Source organism: Streptomyces ruber (assembly GCF_014648075.1).
In the GTDB taxonomy this organism is placed as follows: domain Bacteria; phylum Actinomycetota; class Actinomycetes; order Streptomycetales; family Streptomycetaceae; genus Streptomyces; species Streptomyces ruber.
This window is the reverse complement of sequence record NZ_BMQK01000009.1, coordinates 20,458-39,852: the sequence shown is the minus strand read 5'-3', so window position 1 is coordinate 39,852 and position 19,395 is coordinate 20,458. Positions and strand designations below refer to the sequence as shown.

Annotated in this window: 16 protein-coding genes; 6 read left to right on the top strand and 10 right to left on the bottom strand. The window is 72.0% G+C overall.

All coding sequences use genetic code 11. From position 1 onward, the window contains the following. Positions 1–45: 45 nt before the first annotated feature. Genes IEZ04_RS19920 through ctaC form a run of 3 tightly spaced genes read right to left on the bottom strand, consistent with a single transcriptional unit; the run spans position 46 to position 3,133 of the window. On the bottom strand, positions 46–444 hold the full coding sequence (locus IEZ04_RS19920; RefSeq protein WP_189218270.1) for a cytochrome c oxidase subunit 4: 399 nt from the start codon (positions 442–444) through the stop codon (positions 46–48). Further along, entirely contained in the window at positions 441–2,171 is a 1,731-nt protein-coding gene (gene ctaD / locus IEZ04_RS19915) for an aa3-type cytochrome oxidase subunit I (RefSeq protein ID WP_189218269.1), read from the bottom strand. Before ctaD ends, IEZ04_RS19920 begins: the two co-directional genes overlap by 4 nt. Continuing rightward, positions 2,168–3,133 (bottom strand): aa3-type cytochrome oxidase subunit II, encoded by a 966-nt coding sequence (gene ctaC / locus IEZ04_RS19910; RefSeq protein WP_189218268.1) that lies wholly within the window; start codon positions 3,131–3,133, stop codon positions 2,168–2,170. The genes ctaD and ctaC overlap by 4 nt, the downstream gene beginning before the upstream one ends. Before the next feature lie 263 nt (positions 3,134–3,396). On the opposite strand from ctaC, the gene IEZ04_RS19905 reads away from it, so the two are divergent. Next, positions 3,397–4,827, top strand: coding sequence for a cysteine desulfurase/sulfurtransferase TusA family protein (locus IEZ04_RS19905; RefSeq protein ID WP_189218267.1), 1,431 nt, complete (start codon positions 3,397–3,399; stop codon positions 4,825–4,827). 8 nt (positions 4,828–4,835) lie between these two features. On the opposite strand, the gene IEZ04_RS19900 is transcribed toward IEZ04_RS19905, so the two are convergent. After that, positions 4,836–5,810 carry a carbohydrate kinase family protein gene (locus IEZ04_RS19900; RefSeq protein ID WP_189218266.1) on the bottom strand — a complete coding sequence of 325 codons (975 nt, stop codon included), beginning with the start codon at positions 5,808–5,810 and terminating at the stop codon, positions 4,836–4,838. A gap of 133 nt (positions 5,811–5,943) precedes the next feature. On the opposite strand from IEZ04_RS19900, the gene IEZ04_RS19895 reads away from it, so the two are divergent. After that, complete coding sequence (locus tag IEZ04_RS19895; protein ID WP_189218265.1) at positions 5,944–6,144, top strand: hypothetical protein; 201 nt, start codon at positions 5,944–5,946, stop codon at positions 6,142–6,144. Between the two features lie 145 nt (positions 6,145–6,289). Beyond that, complete coding sequence (locus tag IEZ04_RS19890; protein WP_229821135.1) at positions 6,290–7,978, top strand: hypothetical protein; 1,689 nt, start codon at positions 6,290–6,292, stop codon at positions 7,976–7,978. A 93-nt stretch (positions 7,979–8,071) separates the two neighbouring features. Here the strand turns inward: IEZ04_RS19890 and IEZ04_RS19885 are convergent, their stop codons facing one another. Next, positions 8,072–8,428: a HesB/IscA family protein gene (locus tag IEZ04_RS19885; protein WP_189218264.1), complete on the bottom strand. Its 357-nt coding sequence runs from the start codon at positions 8,426–8,428 to the stop codon at positions 8,072–8,074. A gap of 322 nt (positions 8,429–8,750) precedes the next feature. Between IEZ04_RS19885 and nadA the strand changes: the two genes are divergently transcribed. Beyond that, entirely contained in the window at positions 8,751–9,935 is a 1,185-nt protein-coding gene (nadA, locus tag IEZ04_RS19880) for a quinolinate synthase NadA (RefSeq protein WP_189218263.1), read from the top strand. A 201-nt stretch (positions 9,936–10,136) separates the two neighbouring features. Here the strand turns inward: nadA and IEZ04_RS19875 are convergent, their stop codons facing one another. From IEZ04_RS19875 to IEZ04_RS19855, 5 genes are all read right to left on the bottom strand, one after another. After that, positions 10,137–13,280 (bottom strand): efflux RND transporter permease subunit, encoded by a 3,144-nt coding sequence (locus IEZ04_RS19875; RefSeq protein WP_189218262.1) that lies wholly within the window; start codon positions 13,278–13,280, stop codon positions 10,137–10,139. 229 nt (positions 13,281–13,509) lie between these two features. Beyond that, positions 13,510–14,196, bottom strand: a complete 687-nt coding sequence (locus tag IEZ04_RS19870; protein WP_189218261.1) for a response regulator transcription factor — start codon at positions 14,194–14,196, stop codon at positions 13,510–13,512. 846 nt (positions 14,197–15,042) lie between these two features. Continuing rightward, positions 15,043–16,290 (bottom strand): sensor histidine kinase, encoded by a 1,248-nt coding sequence (locus IEZ04_RS19865; RefSeq protein WP_189218260.1) that lies wholly within the window; start codon positions 16,288–16,290, stop codon positions 15,043–15,045. A gap of 148 nt (positions 16,291–16,438) precedes the next feature. Next, positions 16,439–16,717 carry a PspA-associated protein PspAA gene (pspAA, locus tag IEZ04_RS19860; protein ID WP_189218259.1) on the bottom strand — a complete coding sequence of 93 codons (279 nt, stop codon included), beginning with the start codon at positions 16,715–16,717 and terminating at the stop codon, positions 16,439–16,441. A 56-nt stretch (positions 16,718–16,773) separates the two neighbouring features. Beyond that, positions 16,774–17,577 (bottom strand): PspA/IM30 family protein, encoded by an 804-nt coding sequence (locus tag IEZ04_RS19855; protein WP_189218258.1) that lies wholly within the window; start codon positions 17,575–17,577, stop codon positions 16,774–16,776. A gap of 336 nt (positions 17,578–17,913) precedes the next feature. On the opposite strand from IEZ04_RS19855, the gene IEZ04_RS19850 reads away from it, so the two are divergent. Beyond that, on the top strand, positions 17,914–18,543 hold the full coding sequence (locus IEZ04_RS19850; protein ID WP_189218257.1) for a DUF3043 domain-containing protein: 630 nt from the start codon (positions 17,914–17,916) through the stop codon (positions 18,541–18,543). Positions 18,544–18,626: 83 nt separating this feature from the next. Next, positions 18,627–19,376, top strand: a complete 750-nt coding sequence (locus IEZ04_RS19845) for a class I SAM-dependent methyltransferase (RefSeq protein ID WP_189218256.1) — start codon at positions 18,627–18,629, stop codon at positions 19,374–19,376. Positions 19,377–19,395: the final 19 nt, after the last annotated feature.

Here is a 19,395-nt window from a genome sequence, read left to right as displayed (position 1 = left end):
ACCTCCTCGGCGGAGTGTCCGGGCTCCCGTCACGCTCGGCGCGTGTTACTGGTTCTGGTTCTCACCGCGGTAGTACTCGAAGACCCAGCCCCACAGGCCGAACGCGAGGACGGGCAGCGAGAAGTACAGCAGCCACCAGCCGAAGACGACGCCCAGGAAGGCGAGCGCGCCACCGACGGCCAGGGACAGCGGCTGCCAGCTGTGCGGGCTGAAGAAGCCCAGCTCGCCGGCGTCGTCCGCGACGTCCGCCTCCTTGTTGTCCTGGGCACCCGTGTCGACCCGCTTGGCCGTGAAGGCCAGGTAGTAGCCGATCATGATGCTCAGGCCGAAGGCCAGGAAGAGCGCCGTGGTGCCGGCCGGCTCCTTCGACCACCAGCCGTACACGACGGCCATGATCAGGATGAAGGCGGCCAGCCAGATGAACATCTTGCCCTGGATCTTCACTTGCCGGCCTCCTTGCCGCCGACGAGGGCCTTCTCGTCACGCTCGACGTTCTCGAGCTGGTCGAGAGCGGCGATCTCGGGGTGGTGCAGGTCGAAGGCCGGGGATTCGCTGCGGATGCGCGGCAGCGTGGTGAAGTTGTGCCGCGGCGGCGGGCAGGAGGTCGCCCACTCGAGCGAACGGCCGTAGCCCCACGGGTCGTCGACCTCGACCTTCTTGCCGTACTTGGCCGTCTTCCACACGTTGTAGAAGAAGGGCAGGATCGACAGGCCGAGCACGAACGAGGCGATCGTGGAGATGGTGTTCAGCGCGGTGAAGCCGTCGGCCGCGAGGTAGTCCGCGTACCGGCGCGGCATGCCCTCGGCACCCAGCCAGTGCTGGACGAGGAACGTGCCGTGGAAGCCGATGAACAGCGTCCAGAAGGTGATCTTGCCGAGCCGCTCGTCGAGCATCTTGCCCGTCCACTTCGGCCACCAGAAGTGGAAGCCGGAGAACATCGCGAAGACGACGGTGCCGAAGACGACGTAGTGGAAGTGCGCCACCACGAAGTACGAGTCGGAGACGTGGAAGTCCATGGGCGGCGAGGCCAGGATGACACCGGTCAGACCACCGAAGGTGAAGGTGATCAGGAAGCCGGTCGCCCAGAGCATCGGTGTCTCGAAGGACAGCGAGCCCTTCCACATCGTGCCGATCCAGTTGAAGAACTTCACACCGGTCGGCACGGCGATCAGGAAGGTCATGAACGAGAAGAACGGCAGCAGTACGCCACCGGTCACGTACATGTGGTGCGCCCACACGGTCACCGACAGACCGGCGATGGAGATGGTCGCGGCGACCAGGCCCATGTAGCCGAACATCGGCTTGCGGGAGAAGACCGGGATGACCTCACTGACGATGCCGAAGAACGGCAGCGCGATGATGTACACCTCGGGGTGCCCGAAGAACCAGAACAGGTGCTGCCACAGCAGCGCGCCGCCGTTGGACGCGTCGAAGATGTGGGCACCGAACTTGCGGTCCGCCTCCAGGGCGAACAGGGCGGCGGCCAGGACCGGGAAGGCGAGCAGCACCAGCACGCTGGTCAGCAGCACGTTCCAGGTGAAGATCGACATGCGGAACATCGTCATGCCGGGGGCGCGCATGCAGATGATCGTGGTGATGAAGTTGACCGCACCGAGGATCGTGCCGAAGCCGGAGAGGGCCAGACCCATGATCCACATGTCGGCGCCGACACCCGGCGAGCGGACCGCGTCCGACAGCGGGGAGTAGGCGAACCAGCCGAAGTCGGCCGCGCCCTGCGGGGTGAGGAAGCCGCCCACCGCGATGAGCGAGCCGAAGGAGTACAGCCAGTAGGCGAACATGTTGAGCCGCGGGAACGCCACGTCGGGCGCGCCGATCTGCAGCGGCATGATCCAGTTCGCGAAGCCGGAGAACAGCGGGGTGGCGAACATCAGCAGCATGATCGTGCCATGCATGGTGAACGCCTGGTTGAACTGCTCGTTCGACATGATCTGCGTACCCGGGCGGGCGAGCTCGGCGCGCATGAAGAGCGCCATCAGGCCACCGATGCAGAAGAACGCGAACGAGGTGACCAGGTACAGCGTGCCGATCGTCTTGTGGTCCGTGGTGGTCAGCCACTTGATCACCTGGTTGCCGCGCTTCCGGTTCAGCGCCGGCTGCCCGTTCTCGTACGAGTCGGCCGCGGCACCCGGGGATGCGTTGAGGATGCTCACAGCTGGTTCGCCTCCCGGTTCTTCTCGTGTTCGGTCTGCTCGATGCCGGCCGGGGCGTAACCGGTCTGGCCCTTCTCCGCGAGCTCCTTGACGTGCTGCTCGTAGCGCTCTTCGGAGACGACCTTCACGTTGAACAGCATCCGGGAGTGGTCGACGCCGCACAGCTCGGCGCACTTGCCCAGGAAGGTGCCCTGCTTGTTCGGAGTCACCTGGAAGGCGTTGGTGTGGCCCGGGATGACGTCCTGCTTCATCAGGAACGGCACCACCCAGAAGGAGTGGATGACGTCACGCGAGGTGAGGACGAAGCGGACCGTCTTGCCCTCGGGGAGCCAGAGGGTCGGGCCGGGGTTACCGGTCTGCTCGTTCCTGGTGCCCGGGATGCCGCAGTCGTAGACGCCGCCCGCCTTCTCCGGGAAGTCGTCCTTGAACCGCTGCGGGATCGCGTCCAGGTTCTCGTCGGTCCTGGCGTCGCCGGTGGAACCGTCGACGTTCTCGATGTAGTTGAAGCACCAGCTCCACTGGAAGCCGACCACGTTCACCGTGACGTCGGGCTTCTTGGAGGTGTCGAGGAGCTCGGACTCGTCGCGCGCGGTGAAGTAGAAGAGCACCGAGACGATGATCAGCGGGACGACCGTGTACAGGGCCTCGATGGGCATGTTGTACCGGGTCTGCGGGGGGATCTCGACCTTCGTGCGGCTGCGCCGGTGGAAGAAAGCGCTCCACAGGATCAGGCCCCACACCAGCACGCCGATGGCGAGCGCGGCCGCCCAGGAACCCTGCCACAGGGAGAGGATCCTCGGAGCCTCTTCCGTGGTCGGGGTGGGCATACCAAGGCGGGGGAAGTCTTCCCAGTTGTACGAGCAACCGGTGGCTGTCGCCAGGACCAGGCCCGCGGTCAGTGCCTGCAGCAGCTTCCGCCGCATCGGGCGCCGCGGCGAGCGGTCGGAGCCGTTGGGACTCACGTAGCGCCTTCCCGAGAGTCTCGCCCGCGCGGTCGGCTGCGGCCTTCTCGCTGGTCGGTCGCCGCCCTGCGTCGGGCAGGGGTTTGGATGTTTATGCGGACCAAACCCTACTGGACGCCATTTGGGGTCGCGCGGGGAGGGTGCCCAACGCGCCGCCGGACACCCCGAAGGGGTGGAATGCCCGCCTCCGCCCCACGCCTGACGCCCCCTTGGCCACCGGCCGGCCCGACCGGTGCGCGGTCCGGCGGAGATAGCGTGGCGGGGTGTCCTACTTCGACGCCGCATCCTCCGCTCCGCTGCACCCCGTCGCGCGGCAGGCGCTGACCGCCTCGCTCGACGAGGGCTGGGCCGACCCCGCCCGCCTCTACCGGGAGGGGAGGAGAGCCCGGCTGCTGCTCGACGCGGCACGTGAGGCGGCCGCCGAGATGGTGGGATGCCGTCCGGACGAGCTGGTCTTCGACTCCTCGGGCACGCGCGCGGTGCACTCGGGGATCGCGGGCGCGCTCGCCGGGCGCCGCCGCACCGGCACCCATCTGCTCGTGTCGGCCGTCGAACACTCCTCCGTACTGCACGCGGCCGAGACCCATGAGGCCGGCGGCGGCACGGTCTCCCGGGTGCCGGTGGGCCGTACGGGTGCCGTCGACCCGTCCGGGTACGCCGCGGCGCTCCGTCCGGACACCGCGCTCGCCTGCCTGCAGTCGGCCAACCACGAGGTGGGCACCGAGCAGCCGGTCGCCGAGGTGGCCGGGGCGTGCCGCGCGGCGGGCGTGCCCCTGCTGGTGGACGCGGCGCAGTCGCTCGGCTGGGGGCGGGTGGACGGCGACTGGTCCCTGCTGACGGCCAGCGCCCACAAGTGGGGCGGACCGGCCGGTGTCGGACTGCTCGTCGTGCGCAAGGGGGTGCGGTTCGCGCCGCCCGGTCCGGCGGACGAGCGGGAGTCGGGCCGGGCCGCCGGGTTCCAGAACATCCCGGCGATCGTCGCGGCGGCGGCCTCGCTGCGGGCCGTACGGGCGGAGGCGGCCGCGGAGGCCGTACGGCTGCGCGAGTTGACGGACCGCATCCGGGCCCGGGTGCCGTCGCTGGTCCCGGACGTGGAGGTGGTCGGCGACCCGGCGCGCCGGCTCCCCGGCATCGTCACCTTCTCGTGTCTCTATGTCGACGGGGAGACCCTGCTGCACGAGCTGGACCGGGCCGGCTTCTCGGTGTCGTCCGGCTCCTCCTGCACCAGCAGCACCCTGACCCCCAGTCACGTACTGAAGGCCATGGGCGTGCTCAGTGAGGGCAACGTCCGCGTGTCGCTGCCGCCGGGAGCGGCGGAGGAGGACGTCGAGCGGTTCCTGTCGGTGCTGCCGGACGCGGTCGCGGCGGTGCGCGGGAAGCTCGGGGCGCCCGCCGCCGAACGGCCCGGGGCGGCCGTCCCCGGCGACTCCGGCAGCTCCGGCAGCTCGGGCGACTCGGGCGACTCGGGCGACGCTCTCGTCGTGGACTCCCTCGGCAAGCGGTGTCCGGTCCCGGTCATCGAACTGGCCAAGGTGATCGGCGATGTACCGCTGGGCGGCACGGTCCGCGTCCTGGCCGACGACGAGGCGGCCCGGCTCGACATCCCGGCGTGGTGCGAGATGCGGGGACAGGAGTACGTCGGGGAGGAGCCGGCGGACCGGGGCGCGGTGTACGTGGTCCGCCGACTGGCGTAGTCCCCGGCTCAGGCGAGGTGGAGCTGGACCTCGGCGGCCGCCTCGTCGCCGTACGCCTTGGTGAAGCGCTCCATGAAGTGGGTGCGGCGCAGCCGGTACTCCTGGGTGCCGACCGTCTCGATGACCAGCGTGGCGAGCATGCAGCCGACCTGGGCGGCGCGCTCCAGGGAGACGCCCCAGGCGAGACCGGAGAGGAAGCCGGCGCGGAACGCGTCACCGACGCCGGTCGGGTCGGCCTTGCGCTCCTCCTCCGGGGTGCCGACCTCGATCGGCGCCTCACCCGCGCGCTCGATGCGCACCCCCTGCGCGCCGAGGGTGGTCACGCGGTGGCCGACCCGGGAGAGGATCTCGGCGTCCGTCCAGCCGGTCTTCGACTCGATGAGCCCCTTCTCGTACTCGTTGGAGAAGAGGAAGGCCGCGCCGTCCAGCAGGATGCGGATCTCCTCGCCGTCCATGCGGGCGATCTGCTGCGAGAAGTCGGCGGCGAAGGGGATGGAGCGGGAGCGGCACTCCTCGGTGTGGCGCAGCATCGCCTCCGGGTCGTCCGCACCGATGACGACCAGGTCGAGGCCGCCCACGCGGTCCGCGACGGTCTTCAGCTCGATGAGGCGGGCCTCGCTCATGGCGCCGGTGTAGAAGGAGCCGATCTGGTTGTGGTCGGCGTCCGTGGTGCACACGAAGCGGGCCGTGTGCAGCGTCTCGGAGATGTGCACGGACTCGGTGTCGACGCCGTGCCGGTCCAGCCAGGCCCGGTACTCGTCGAAGTCGGCGCCCGCCGCGCCGACCAGGATCGGCCGGGCACCGAGCTGGCCCATGCCGAAGGCGATGTTCGCGCCGACACCTCCCCGGCGCACGTCGAGGGCGTCGACCAGGAAGGAGAGGGAGACCGTGTGCAGCTGGTCCGCGACGAACTGGTCGGCGAAGCGGCCGGGGAAGGTCATGAGGTGGTCGGTGGCGATGGAGCCGGAGACTGCGATACGCACGGCGAGGACACTCCTGCGAGGGGGAAAGGAGGTTGACAGTTCACGCTACCCGCTCGTCCGGACACCCAGAAGCAGACATAATTACTCGATAGTAGGCTTTTTCGGTGGCTCCGGCGCTGCTTACCTTCTCTTTATGAGGAAACCCGAGAACCAGAGCGCCCCACCGGACGGCGGACTCGCGGAGCTGCGCGGGGACTGCGCCCGGATGGTGCCGCACTGGACGGCACCCGAGCGGCCCGCTCCCCTGCCGGTGTCGCCGTCGCTGATCCACGGGGTGACCGTGCCGCCCGCGTCCGCCCGGCTGCTGGACGCGATGTCCGAGTACGGCGACTGAGCGGCTGAGCAGGGAACCGTACGCTCCCTGAAAGCGTCCCATCGCTGTCCCCCGTCGAGGGGACCCGGTTGTACGACCCCTCCGTGCCCCCCTCTTGCCAGGACCGGGTCACCAGGGACAGCTGTGGAGCCGAAGGAGCGATGCGGTGAACACCGAGCGACCCGAGCCCGAGGACTACGACGCGACGTCCGACGCCGCCGGCGGCACCCGGGGAGCGGAGGGTGCCGGCGGCTCGGAGCGTCCCGCGCGCGGCGAGGCCGGGTTCCCGGCCGGCTCGGGTCCGGGGACCGGGTCCCGGACACCCGCGGGGTCCGGCACAGGGCCGGACCCCGGGTCGTCCCCGGCCGCCGGCGCGTCCGCGGTTCCTGCGGCCGGGGGGAAGCGGCCGCGGCGGCGGCCCTCCACCGTGGTGGGGGCCGTGGCGGCCGCGGTGCTGCTCGCCGGGGGCGGTGGCGCGTATCTGGCCGCGACCGCCGACGGCCACACGGACGGCGGCCTCCGGGCCGAACGCGACCCCGGCGCAGGCGGCGCTCCCCCGCCGCTCGCCCTCGGCGGCCACGGCCGGGACACCGGCGGGGGCGTGGCCCCCGGCGAGCCCCACCCCGGCGGTGCCGCCTACCGCGCCGACGGCGACCTGCCCGGCGGTCCGGACTCCGCCCCCGTCTACCGCCCGGCCGGCGAGGTCACCTCCGCCGACGTGACCCGTCTCGCGCGGGCGCTCGGCGTCGAGGGCACGCCCCGGGCCGAGGGGCGGACCTGGCGGGTCGGCACCGTCAAGGACGGTTCGGGTCCCGTCCTCCGGGTGAACAGGCAGGCCCCCGGCACCTGGTCCTTCAGCCGCTACACGCCGGGCACCGACAACTGCGGCAAGCCGGACGTCTGCGCCCGGGGCAGCGCGAGCGGCGGCGCCCCGGTGAGCGAGGCCGCGGCGAAGGAGGCGGCCGCCCCGGTGCTGGAGGCCGTGGGCCAGGGCGCCGCCGAGCTCGACGCGGGCCAGGTGACGGGCGCCGTCCGGGTGGTGAACGCCGATCCCGAGGTCGGGGGTCTCCCCACGTACGGCTGGGCGACCGGCATCCAGGTCGGCGCGGACGGCCGGGTGGTCGGCGGCAGCGGCAACCTGAAGGCGCCGGAGAAGGACGACACGTACCCCGTGATCGACTCGCGGAAGGCGCTCGACCTGATGAACGAGCCGGGCCCCGTCGACGGCGGCGGACGCCAGGGCATCGGCGGCTGCGCCGGCCCCGTACCCCTGCGGGAGCGGGACGGGAGCCCGTGCCCGGCGCCGACCGTGGGGCCGGAGCCCGAGCCGCTGACCGTCGCGGGCGCCGTGTTCGGGCTCGCGGCACACCATGTGGACGGCGAGCAGGCGCTGGTGCCGTCCTGGCTGTTCGAGGTGCGTCCGAACGGGACGGGCCGGAACTTCACGGTGACGCATCCGGCCGTGGACCCCGCGTACCTGGCCGCGGCGGAGCCGGCCGAGCCGTCGCCCCGCGTCCCCGCCGAACCCGGAGGCGATGCGACGGCCGCGCCGCCGGCGGCGCGCGACGTGAAGATCGAGGGCTGGACGGCCGACGGCAGCGATCTGACGGTGAGCTTCTGGGGCGGGGTCTGCAGTCAGTACTCGGCGTCGGCGGACGAGGAGACCGGCCGGGTCACGGTCACGGCGACCGAGAAGCCGGCGCCGCCGGGCAAGGTGTGCATCACCATCGCCCGGGCCACCGAGCGGACGGTGCGCCTGGACGCGCCGCTCGGTGACCGCGAGGTCGTGGGCTCGGACGGGCGGCGGATACCGGAGGGCGACCTGGTCCCTCCCACGCCGCCGGACGGGGAGTAGGGACGGGAGCGACGGACAGCACGACGTGAAGGCGGCGTCCCCCGGAGGGGACGCCGCCTTCATTCGCGCACGCGCGCGGGTGGAGCCGCGGGCTCAGCTGAAGGAGTCGCCGCAGGCGCAGGAACCCGTCGCGTTCGGGTTGTCGATCGTGAAGCCCTGCTTCTCGATGGTGTCCACGAAGTCGATGGACGCGCCACCGAGGTACGGGGCGCTCATGCGGTCGGTGACGACCTTGACGCCGCCGAACTCCTTGACGACGTCGCCGTCGAGCGAGCGCTCGTCGAAGAAGAGCTGGTAACGCAGGCCGGAGCAGCCACCGGGCTGGACGGCGACGCGCAGGGCGAGGTCGTCCCGGCCTTCCTGGTCGAGCAGGGCCTTTACCTTGGCCGCGGCATCGTCGGTCAGGATGATGCCGTCGCTGACGGTGGTGGTCTCGTCCGATACGGACATCTACATCTCTCCCGGGTTGTACGGAGACTGCTTGCCGACGAGTGCAACCGGCCGGGCCGTGGATTCATTCCGGGCCGGACGGATTACCCCGCGCCCTTTCATGCTCGCACACGGGCCGCGGGCCGGACAGCGCCTCGTCAGGACCCCCCGCGGACGGGCGACGCGGGCTCCTGGGGATTCACGTCACATCGACGCTATGGCCATCGTCAAAGTGACGTGAAGCGGCTATCATAGATAGCGTCAGTTAGACGAAAAGGTCGGTCTCATGTCCCGCCGTCCCGCTCGCGGGGTCGCGAGCCGCAGAACAGAAAGGGTGCGTGTCGTGACCACCGCCCAGCCCCAGGAGCTCGACGTCCAGCCGACGCCCCTCGCCCTGCTGCTGCTCGGCCGCGAGGCCGATCCGCGGAGCGAGCGCGGTGTCGAGTGCCCCGGCGATCTGCCCTCGCCGTCCGACCCGGACCTGGTGGAGCGTGCCCGCGCGGCCAAGGAGAGGCTCGGGGACAAGGTCTTCGTGCTGGGCCACCACTACCAGCGCGACGAGGTCATCCAGTTCGCCGACGTGACCGGTGACTCGTTCAAGCTGGCCCGGGACGCGGCGGCGCGTCCGGAGGCCGAGTACATCGTGTTCTGCGGTGTCCACTTCATGGCGGAGTCCGCGGACATCCTGACCTCCGACGACCAGAAGGTGGTCCTGCCCGACCTGGCCGCGGGCTGCTCCATGGCCGACATGGCCACGGCCGAGCAGGTCGCCGAGTGCTGGGACGTGCTGACCGAGGCCGGGATCGCCGAGCAGGTCGTGCCCGTCTCGTACATGAACTCCTCGGCGGACATCAAGGCGTTCACCGGCAAGCACGGCGGCACGATCTGCACCTCGTCCAACGCGAAACGGGCGCTGGACTGGGCGTTCGAGCAGGGCGAGAAGGTGCTCTTCCTGCCCGACCAGCACCTGGGCCGCAACACCGCGGTGCGGGACATGGGCATGTCGCTGGAGGACTGCGTCGTCTACAACCCGCACCGGCCGAACGGCGGACTGACCGCCGAGCAGCTGCGCGCCGCCAAGATGATCCTGTGGCGGGGGCACTGCTCCGTGCACGGCCGCTTCTCGCTGGAGTCCGTGGAGGACGTACGGGCCCGGATCCCCGGTGTGAACGTGCTGGTCCACCCGGAGTGCAAGCACGAGGTGGTCGCCGCGGCCGACTACGTGGGCTCCACGGAGTACATCATCAAGGCGCTGGAGGCGGCCCCGGCCGGTTCCAAGTGGGCGATCGGCACCGAGCTGAACCTCGTCCGCCGCCTGGCGAACCGTTTCGCCCCCGAAGGCAAGGAGATCGTCTTCCTCGACCGCACGGTCTGCTTCTGCTCCACCATGAACCGCATCGACCTGCCGCACCTGGTCTGGGCGCTGGAATCCCTGGCAGAGGGCACCCTCGTCAACCGCATCGAGGTCGACAAGGAGACGGAGGCCTTCGCGAAGCTGGCCCTGGAGCGGATGCTGGCGCTGCCGTAGCGCCCCTGTCGAGGGGCGCGGAGCTGTGACATATGTGCGGCTCCGCCCGCGATGGGAGTCCCCCCTGTTCGAGCGGAGCCGAGAACTCGGGGGAGCGACGAGCCACGCGCACCCCGCGCAATGACAGGCACCCTGTCCGGCACCGCGAACGAAGAGGGCGCCCCTCGCACGAGGGGCGCCCTTCCGCCGTACGGGCCCGGCTCAGACCTTCGCCGGCTCCGGCTCCCCGGACTCCGCGGACGCGGAGTCCGCACCCGGGCCGCCGTCCTCCCGCTCCCGCTTCGCCGCCTTCTTCGCCGCCCGCCGCTCCTTGCGGAGCTCGACCATCGCGTAGAGGGTCGGGACCAGCAGCAGGGTCAGCAGGGTCGACGTGATCAGACCGCCGATCACCACCACCGCGAGCGGCTGGGAGATGAAGCCGCCCTCACCCGTGATGCCCAGGGCCATGGGGATCAGGGCGAAGATCGTCGCCAGGGCCGTCATCAGGATCGGGCGGAGGCGGTGCCGGCCGCCCTCCATGACGGCCTCCACCACGCCGTACCCCTGCGCCCGGTACTGGTTGATCAGGTCGATCAGGACGATCGCGTTGGTGACCACGATGCCGATCAGCATCAGCATGCCGATCATCGCGGGGACGCCCATCGGAGTGCCCGTGGCGATCAGCAGGCCGAGCGCGCCGGTCGCCGCGAACGGGATGGAGACCAGCAGGATCAGCGGCTGGATCAGGGACCGGAAGGTCGCCACCAGCAGCATGAACACGATCGCGATCGCCGCGAGCATCGCCAGGAAGAGGTTCATGAAGGCCTCGTCCTGTTCCTCGGTGACACCGCCGACGGTGGCGGTGGCGCCCGCGGGCAGGTCCAGCGCGTCGAGCTTCCTGGTGAGGTCCGCGCTCACCGCGCCCGTGTTGTCGCCCGTCGGGCTGGCCGTGACGGTCGCGGCCCGCTGACCGTCGATCCGGGTGATGGCCACCGGGCCGTCGACCAGCTCGACGTCCGCGATGTCGCCCAGCTTCACCGGGCCGAGGGGCAGCGCCCTCAGCTCGGCGAGCGTGTCGGCCGGCTTCGCCGACTTGATGACGATGTCGCGCTCGGTGTCGTCGAGGGTCGCCGTGCCGCTCGTCGTGCCGCGCACCGCCTGGCCGACGACCGCGCCGAGCGTCTGGTCGTCGAAGCCCGCCGCCGCGGCGTTCTCGTTGGCGCGCACCGATATCCGCGGCACGCTCTGCGAGAGGTCGCTGGTGACGTCGCCGACGTCGTCCAGCGACTCGACCGCCTCGCGCACCTGCTCCGACGCCTCGCGCAGCACGTCCGCGTCGGCCGCCTTCACGACGACGCTGAGGTCCTGGTTGCCGAAGCCGCCGTCGGCCGAGACCTTCGTCGTGCCGATGCCGGTGCCGGAGAGCTTGCCGAGGCCGTCCTCGACGCGCTTCTGGACGTCCTCGGCGGACGCGCCGTCCTCCAGCATCACCGTGTACGAGGCCATGTTGGTGTCCGTACCGCCGCCGAAGGCCGCCATGAAGCCGGACGAACCGACCGTGACCTGGTAGTCCTTGACGCCGTCCACCCCGTCGAGCACCTGCTCGACCTTCTGGGCGGCCTCGTCGGTCCTCGCCAGGCTGGTACCGGGCTGCAGCTCCTGGCTGATGTTCAGGACGCCCTGGTCGCCGGCGTCGAAGAGGTTCGTCTTCAGCAGCGGCGTCATGCCCAGCGTGCCGATGAGGACGACGACCGCGATCGCCACGCTCGCCAGCCGGCGGCGCGTCGCGAAGCGCAGCACCGGCAGATAGGCGCGCTGCAGACGGCTCTTCGCCTCCTTCTCCTCGGCCTTGCGGCGCGCCTCCTCGGCGTCCTCGGGCGTGCCCTTCGGCGCGCGCAGGAACCAGTACGACAGCACCGGCACGACCGTCAGCGAGACGAGGAGGGAGGCCAGCAGCGCCGCCGTCACCGTGAGGGAGAAGGACCCGAACAGCTCGCCCACCATGCCGCCGACCAGGCCGATCGGCAGGAAGACCGCGACCGTGGTGAGGGTGGAGGCGGTGATGGCGCCCGCCACCTCGCGGACGGCCTTGAGGATGGCCTCCTGGCGCTCCTCGCCGTAGCCGAGGTGGCGCTTGATGTTCTCCAGGACCACGATCGAGTCGTCGACGACCCGGCCGATGGCGATGGTCAGCGCGCCCAGCGTGAGCATGTTGAGAGAGAGGTCGCGGGTCCACAGCACGATCAGCGCGAGGACCACCGACAGCGGGATGGACACCGCCGTGACCAGCGTGGAGCGGATCGACGCCAGGAAGACGAGGATGATGACCACCGCGAAGACCAGGCCGAGCGCGCCCTCGGTCGTCAGGCCCTCGATGGACTTGGCGACCGCCGGGCCCTGGTCGCTGACGACGGTGACGGTCGCCCCGGGACCCAGGTCCTCGCGCATCCCGGGCAGCGCCTCCGCGACGGCGTCCGAGATGGCGACCGCGCTGCCGTCGCGGTCCATGGTGGCGGAGACGGCGAGGCTGGGCTTGCCGTTGGTCCGGGCCAGGGAGGTGGCCCGGGCCTCCTCCTCCTTGACGGTGGCGACGTCGCCGAGGCGTACGGGCTTCGCGTTCTCGCCCTCGCCGGTGACCATCAGGTTCTCGATCTGCTCGAGCGAGGTGAGACCGCCGCCGACCTGGACGGTGCGGTTGCCGCCGTTCTCGTCGAAGGAGCCGGCCGGGACGGTGGCGCCGCCCGCCTGGAGCGCCTGGCCGAGCGAGGCCGTGGTCAGGCCCGCCCGGGCGAGGGCGGCGTCGTCCGGGGTGACGGCGACCTGGAGGTCCCGTACACCGTCGACCGTCACCTGGCCGACGCCGTCGATGTCCTCCAGCGTGGGGACGACGGTCCGGTCGAGCCGGTCCGCGAAGGCCTGCTGGTCCTCGTCGGAGGTGACGGCGAGGACGACCGCCGGGAGGTCGTCCGTCGACCCGGCGACGACCTGCGGGTCGACGGTGTCCGGGAGCATGACCCGGACCCGGTTGACGGCCTGCTGGACGTTGGCGACGAGCGTGTCGGTGTCGGGGCCGTAGTCGAAGGACGCCATCACCACGGCCGTGCCCTCGGCCGCCGTGGAGGTGACACCGGTGATGCCGTCGACGCCTTCGAGGCTGTCCTCGAGGGGCTCGACGACCTGCTTCTCGACCACGTCCGGGGACGCGCCCTGGTACGGCGCCAGCACGGACACCATGGGCAGTTCGATGGTGGGCAGCAGCTGCTGCTTGAGCTGCGGTATCGCGATCGCACCGAAGACGATCGCAATGATCGACATCAGCCCTATGAGGGCCCGTTGCGCGAGGCTGAATCGGGACAGCCAGGACATGGGTCAGCGTCTCTCTTCTGTGGCCATAAGCGGAGAAGGGGCGCAGATGAGCGCCACGCATAACACCCTGCGCCATGGCCGGCCGCCGATCCGTCGCCCCTGGGTCCATTTCCATACGGGGTGCCTACTGCGGGCGCAGTAGGGAGGGAGCGGGTCCGGTCCACCCTTGGGCGTACCGGCCGACGAGACACCCTGTCAGGGATTCGTCAGGTGTCCGCCGGCCCGGACCTCACTCCGCGCGGGGGCGGACGAGCCCGGACTCGTACGCGATGACCACCAGCTGGGCGCGGTCCCGGGCGCCCAGTTTGGCCATGGCGCGGTTGACGTGCGTCTTCACCGTCAGCGGGCTGACTTCGAGCCGTTCGGCGATCTCGTCGTTGGAGTGTCCTCCGGCGACCTGGACGAGGACCTCGCGCTCCCGGCCGGTGAGGCTTCCCAGCCGCTCGGAACGGGCCGGATCGCGGCCGTCGTCCTCCGCCCAGCCCTCATGGGCGAGGAACCGGGCGATCAGTCCCTTGGTGGCGGCGGGCGACAGCAGCGCCTCGCCGCCCGCCGCGACCCGGATCGCGTTCAGCAGCTCGTCGGGCTCGGACCCCTTGCCGAGGAACCCGGAGGCGCCCGCGCGCAGCGACTGCACCACGTACTCGTCGACCTCGAAGGTCGTCAGCATCACCACGCGGACGTGGGCCAGCGCGGGGTCGGCGGTGATGAGCCGGGTGGCGGCGAGGCCGTCGGTGCCGGGCATGCGGATGTCCATCAGGACCACGTCCGCCCGCTCGGCACGCGCGAGCCGCACGGCCTCGGCGCCGTCCGACGCCTCCCCCACCACCTCCATGTCCGGCTCCGAGTCGACGAGCACGCGGAAGGCGCTGCGCAGCAGCGCCTGGTCGTCGGCGAGCAGAACACGGATGGTCATGCGTTTCCCCTCCGGGGCGGTGACGGTCTTCCGGGCGGCCGCGCCCGGACGGCGGTGACGCGGGTGGGCGGACGGACGGTACGGACGGTACGGACGGTACCCGCGTGCCCGGGCGAGGGGGCGGGGCCCCTCGCCCGGCGGGCGGCGGGCGGCGGGCGGCGTCCGGCAGGGCGCCACGACGCACGGACGAGGCACCGCGCTACGCGACACCGCGCGCGGCCCGTGCCGGTGGCCACCGGGGCTGCCGGGATTGCCGGGGCTGCCGGGACCGCCGGGGGGCGCGTGGCGCGGCATCGCACGCGCCCGTGCCGATGACCGCCGGGACCGCATGGCGCGGCACCGCGCGTGGCCCATGCCGGTGGCCGCCAGAACCGCCGGAGCCGCCGGAACCGCCGAGGTCGCCGAGGTCGCCGGGGGCCGCGCGGCGCGACACCGCACGCGCCCGTGCCGATGACCGCCGGGACCGCATGGCGCGGCACCGCGCGTGGCCCATGCCGGTAGCCACCGGAGCCGCCGGGACCACCGAGGTCATCGAGGTCACCGAAGTCACCGAGGTCGCCGGGGCCGCGCGGCGCGACACCGCACACGGCCCGTGCTGGTGACCACCGGCGCCAACGGAGCCACCTGGGCTTTCGGAATTGCCCGGGCTGCCGGGACCACCGGGGGCCGCGCGGCGCGACACCGCACGCGGCCCGTGCCGGTGACCGCCGGGGCCACCAAGGCCACCGGGACCGCCGGGACCGCGTGGTGGCACGCGGTGCCGCCCGTACCGCCGTCCCCCTCACGTCACCCCGTCATCACCCCGTCCCCGTCGCCCGTCACCCGGCCTCCGTCACCCCGTCCCCGTCACCCGGTCTCCGCCGCCGCAGCCGTGCGGCCGTCGAGGGGGAGGGTCGCGTGGACGCGGAAGCCGCCGCCGTAACGGGGGCCCGCGGTGCAGGTGCCGCCGAGGGCCGTGACCCGTTCGCGCATGCCGAGGAGGCCGTGGCCGCCGCCGTTCCCGTTCTCCGCGCGGGCGCCGTCGTCGGCGCGGCCGGTGGGTGCGCCCGTGCCGTCGTCGAGCACGGTGATCTCGATGCCCGGTCCGACGCGGACGATGCTGACCTGGGCCTTCGCCGCAGGGCCCGCGTGCTTGCGCACATTGGTGAGGGCCTCCTGGACGATGCGGTACGCGGCGAGGTCGACGGCGGCCGGGAGTTCGGTGCCGTGGTCGGCGCGGGCGACCTCGACGGGCAGGCCCGCGCTGCGGAAGGTGCCGGCGAGTTCGTCGAGGCGGGCGAGGCCCGGGGCGGGCTCGGTGGGTGCCTCGGGGTCGCCCGACTGGCGCAGCAGACCGACCGTGGCGCGGAGTTCGTCGAGCGCGGAGCGGCTGGCCTCGCGGACGTGGGCGAGGGCCTCCTTCGCCTGGTCGGGGCGCTTGTCCATGACGTGCGCGGCCACGCCCGCCTGGACGTTGACCAGCGCGATGTGGTGGGCGACGACGTCGTGCAGGTCCCGGGCGATCCGCAGACGCTCCTCGGCGACCCGGCGGCGGGCCTCCTCCTCCCGGGTGCGCTCGGCCCGGTCCGCCCGTTCCCTTATGGCGTCCACGAAGGCCCGGCGGCTGCGCACCGCGTCCCCGACCGCGGCGGCCATCCCGGTCCAGGCGAACAGGCCCAGGTTCTCCTGGGCGTACCAGGGCCGCGGGCCGAGGAGCATGGCGCCGCCCGTCAGGACGACCATGGTGAGCAGGCCGACCCGCCAGGTGGTCGGGCGGTCGGTGGCGGAGGCGACGGTGTAGAGCGCGACGACGGCGGACACCGCGATCGGGGCCCGGACGTCGTCGGTGGCGAACTCGGCGAGCGAGAGCGCGACGATCACGCCCAGCACGGCCACGGGCGAGCGACGGCGCAGCACGAGGGCCGCGGCGGCGAGGACCATGAGGGCCAGACTGACCGTATCGGGGGTCCTGGCGCCCCACTTCGCACCGGTCTCCGCGTGCGGGTCGACGAAGGAGCCGGCGACCATGCAGGCCAGGACGCCCGCCGCCAGGACGGCGTCCGGGGCCGACGGGTGCGCCCCGAGCCAGGACCTGACGCGCTGGAAGGTGGTCACGGTGGTTCACCGTACGGGGTCGCCGGAAGTGGCGGACCGCTGCCACCGGTACCGGACCGCACGGACGGACCGCCGCCACCGGTACCGGACCGCACGGACGGACCGCCGCCACCGGCACCGGACCGCACGGACCGGACCCGGACCGGGTTCAGCCAGGGATCAGCCCGTCGCCCCGCAGCAGCTCCCTGACCTCCTCCAGGGTCGCGTCCGGCGACGGCAGGATGAGCTCGGACGGCTCCAGCGAGTCGTCCGGCAGGGGGGTCCCCAGCTCGCGGACCTTGTCCAGGAGGGCGTGGAGCGTGCGGCGGAAGCCGGGGCCGTCACCGCGCTCCGTCTCCGTGAACAGTTCGTCGTCCAGGTCGTTCAGTTCGGCGAGGTGGCTGTCGGCCAGCCTCACCTGCCCCTCCCCCATGATCCGTACGATCATGTCGCCCTCCAGTCAGGCGTGGGAATCAATCTCGGGACCGGCCGGCTCGCGAGCGGTCACTGCTTGTCGAAACGCGGGGTCTCCTGCTGCTGGGACTGCGGCTGCGCCTGACCCTGGCCCGTGCCGCCCTCGATGGCCTGCTGTGCGGCGGACGTGCCCCCGGCCAGTTCGGCCTTCATGCGCTGCAGCTCCAGCTCCACATCCGTACCACCGGAGAGCCGGTCCAGCTCGGCCTGGATGTCGTCCTTGGTGCTTCCGGTGGGGTCGTCCAGGGCGCCGGAGGCGAGGAGCTCGTCGATGGCACCGGCGCGGGCCTGCATCTGCGCCGTCTTGTCCTCGGCCCGCTGGATGGCGAGACCGACGTCGCCCATCTCCTCGGAGATGCCGGAGAACGCCTCGCCGATGCGGGTCTGCGCCTGGGCCGCGGTGTAGGTCGCCTTGATGGTCTCCTTGCGGGTGCGGAAGGCGTCCACCTTGGCCTGGAGCCGCTGGGCCGCCAGGGTGAGCTTCTCCTCCTCGCCCTGGAGGGTGGCGTGCTGCGTCTCCAGGTCCGTCACCTGCTGCTGGAGCGCGGCACGGCGGGAGAGCGCCTCGCGGGCCAGGTCCTCACGGCCGAGCGCGAGCGCCTTGCGGCCCTGGTCCTCCAGCTTGGAGGACTGCGACTGCAGCTGGTTCAGCTGGAGCTCCAGACGCTTGCGCGAGGTCGCCACGTCGGCCACGCCGCGGCGCACCTTCTGCAGCAGCTCCAACTGCTTCTGATACGAGTAATCGAGGGTTTCGCGCGGGTCCTCGGCCCGGTCAAGGGCCTTGTTCGCCTTCGCGCGGAAGATCATCCCCATACGCTTCATGACACCGCTCATGGGCTTCGCGCGCCCCCTTCTGACCGACTTCAGCTCCAGCGACTGCAACAGAACCAACGGTACGGGTTCTGCATCCATTACCGCACTGTTCGGGGACCGATGCGCTCATCCCCAAGGACGACTGCGGACGGCACCGATCCGGCGTAGGGAGTAGGTGACTCCCGGGGTCGGGTGCGGGTGCGGGCTCGCGCACCCCTCGGGCGCCCGTCCCACGGACCGTCGTCGGCCTCCCCTTCCAGGCCGTGTTCAGGCCGTGTTCAGGCCCTTTTCAGGATGCTTTCTCCCCCTTTACAGACGTCTGGTGTTGCCGGATCGTTCCCCACCGGACTGGGGTCCATGCGGACACACCCCGTACCCTTGGGTTTTGTGTTCCGTAGCCGTGCCAAGGAAGAGAAGGCCCAGGCCGCCGCACAGGCGCCGGTGACCGACTCCAAGCAGACCCGCGACCCGCAGGCCCCCAAGGGCCGCCCCACGCCGAAGCGCAGTGAGGCCCGTACGCAGCGCCGCAGCGTGGCCAACACGCCGATGACGCGCAAGGAGGCGGCCAAGCGCAACCGCGACGAGCGGCGTGCCGCCATGGAGCGACAGCGGCAGGCGCTGGCGAGCGGCGACGAGCGGTACCTGCCGGTCCGCGACAAGGGCCCGGTGCGGAAGTACGCCCGCGACTTCGTGGACTCGCGGTTCGCCATCGCCGAGTGGTTCCTGCCGATGGCCGTGGTCATCCTGGTGCTGAGCATGGTGCAGGTGCCCGCGCTGCAGAACGTCGCGCTGCTGCTGTGGCTCTTCGTGATCGTCCTGATCGTGGTCGACTCGGTGGTCACCGGCATCCGGCTGAAGAAGCAGCTCGCCACCCGCTTCCCGAACGAGAACAAGCGCGGCGCCGTCGCCTACGCGCTGATGCGCACCCTTCAGATGCGTCGCCTCAGGCTGCCGAAGCCGCAGGTCAAGCGCGGAGAGCGGCCCTGAGCACAACCCCTTCTCCACATGGCGCGGCACCCACCGGGTCACCGGGGTGGGACGGGCTGCGCGAGGCGGTACGGCAGGAACTGGTGACCCGGCAGCTCGACGAGCAGATAGCCGGACGGTTCGCCGTCGGCCGGCGGCTGCGGGTGCTGGACGTCGGCATGGGCCGGGGCACGCAGGCCCTGCGGCTGGCCCGCGCCGGGCACGCGGTGACCGGCGTCGAGCGCGATCCGGAGCGGGTCGCCGCCGCCCGTGAGACGCTCGCCGCCGAGCCGGAGGGCGTCCGCGGCCGGGTCCGGGTCGTCGAGGGCGACGGCCGGGACACCGGGGTGCACTTCCTGCCGGGCAGCTTCGACGTGGTGCTGTGCCACGGTGTGCTGATGCACGTCGAGGAGCCGGACCCGCTGCTGGCGGGCCTGGCCCGGATGCTCGCCCACGGCGGGCTGCTGTCGCTGCTGGTGCGCAACGGCGACGTGTCCGCGCTGCGGTCGGCGCGCGCCGGGGACTGGGCGGGGACGCTGGCCGCGTTCGACGCTCCCGCGCACGCCCCCCGGGTCCCGGCGCCGCGCGAACCCGGGGAGTGCTCCGGCCGCCCCGGACCCGACGTGTGGGCGGACCGGCTGGGCGCGCTGACGGCCACCCTCGCGGGGATCGGGGCACCCCTGCACGCCTGGTACGGGGTGCGGGTCTTCACGGAACTGGCGGACGGCGGCGTACCGGCCCCGCGGGGCCCCGAGGACACGGACGCGCTGATCGCGGCGGAGGACCGGGCGGGCCGGACGGATCCCTATCGCCGGGTGGCGGCACTGCTGCACCTGTGCGGGGTGCGCGGCTGAAGCCCGCGGCGCGCGGGCC

Excerpts from the sequence above, each read along its gene's own strand:
- IEZ04_RS19855 (WP_189218258.1), bottom strand. The coding sequence starts at position 17,577 with ATGAGCGGTGTCATGAAGCGTATGGGGATGATCTTCCGCGCGAAGGCG.
- IEZ04_RS19850 (WP_189218257.1), top strand. The coding sequence starts at position 17,914 with ATGCGGACACACCCCGTACCCTTGGGTTTTGTGTTCCGTAGCCGTGCC.
- IEZ04_RS19870 (WP_189218261.1), bottom strand. The coding sequence starts at position 14,196 with ATGACCATCCGTGTTCTGCTCGCCGACGACCAGGCGCTGCTGCGCAGC.
- IEZ04_RS19895 (WP_189218265.1), top strand. The coding sequence starts at position 5,944 with ATGAGGAAACCCGAGAACCAGAGCGCCCCACCGGACGGCGGACTCGCG.
- IEZ04_RS19875 (WP_189218262.1), bottom strand. The coding sequence starts at position 13,280 with ATGTCCTGGCTGTCCCGATTCAGCCTCGCGCAACGGGCCCTCATAGGG.
- IEZ04_RS19885 (WP_189218264.1), bottom strand. The coding sequence starts at position 8,428 with ATGTCCGTATCGGACGAGACCACCACCGTCAGCGACGGCATCATCCTG.
- pspAA (WP_189218259.1), bottom strand. The coding sequence starts at position 16,717 with ATGATCGTACGGATCATGGGGGAGGGGCAGGTGAGGCTGGCCGACAGC.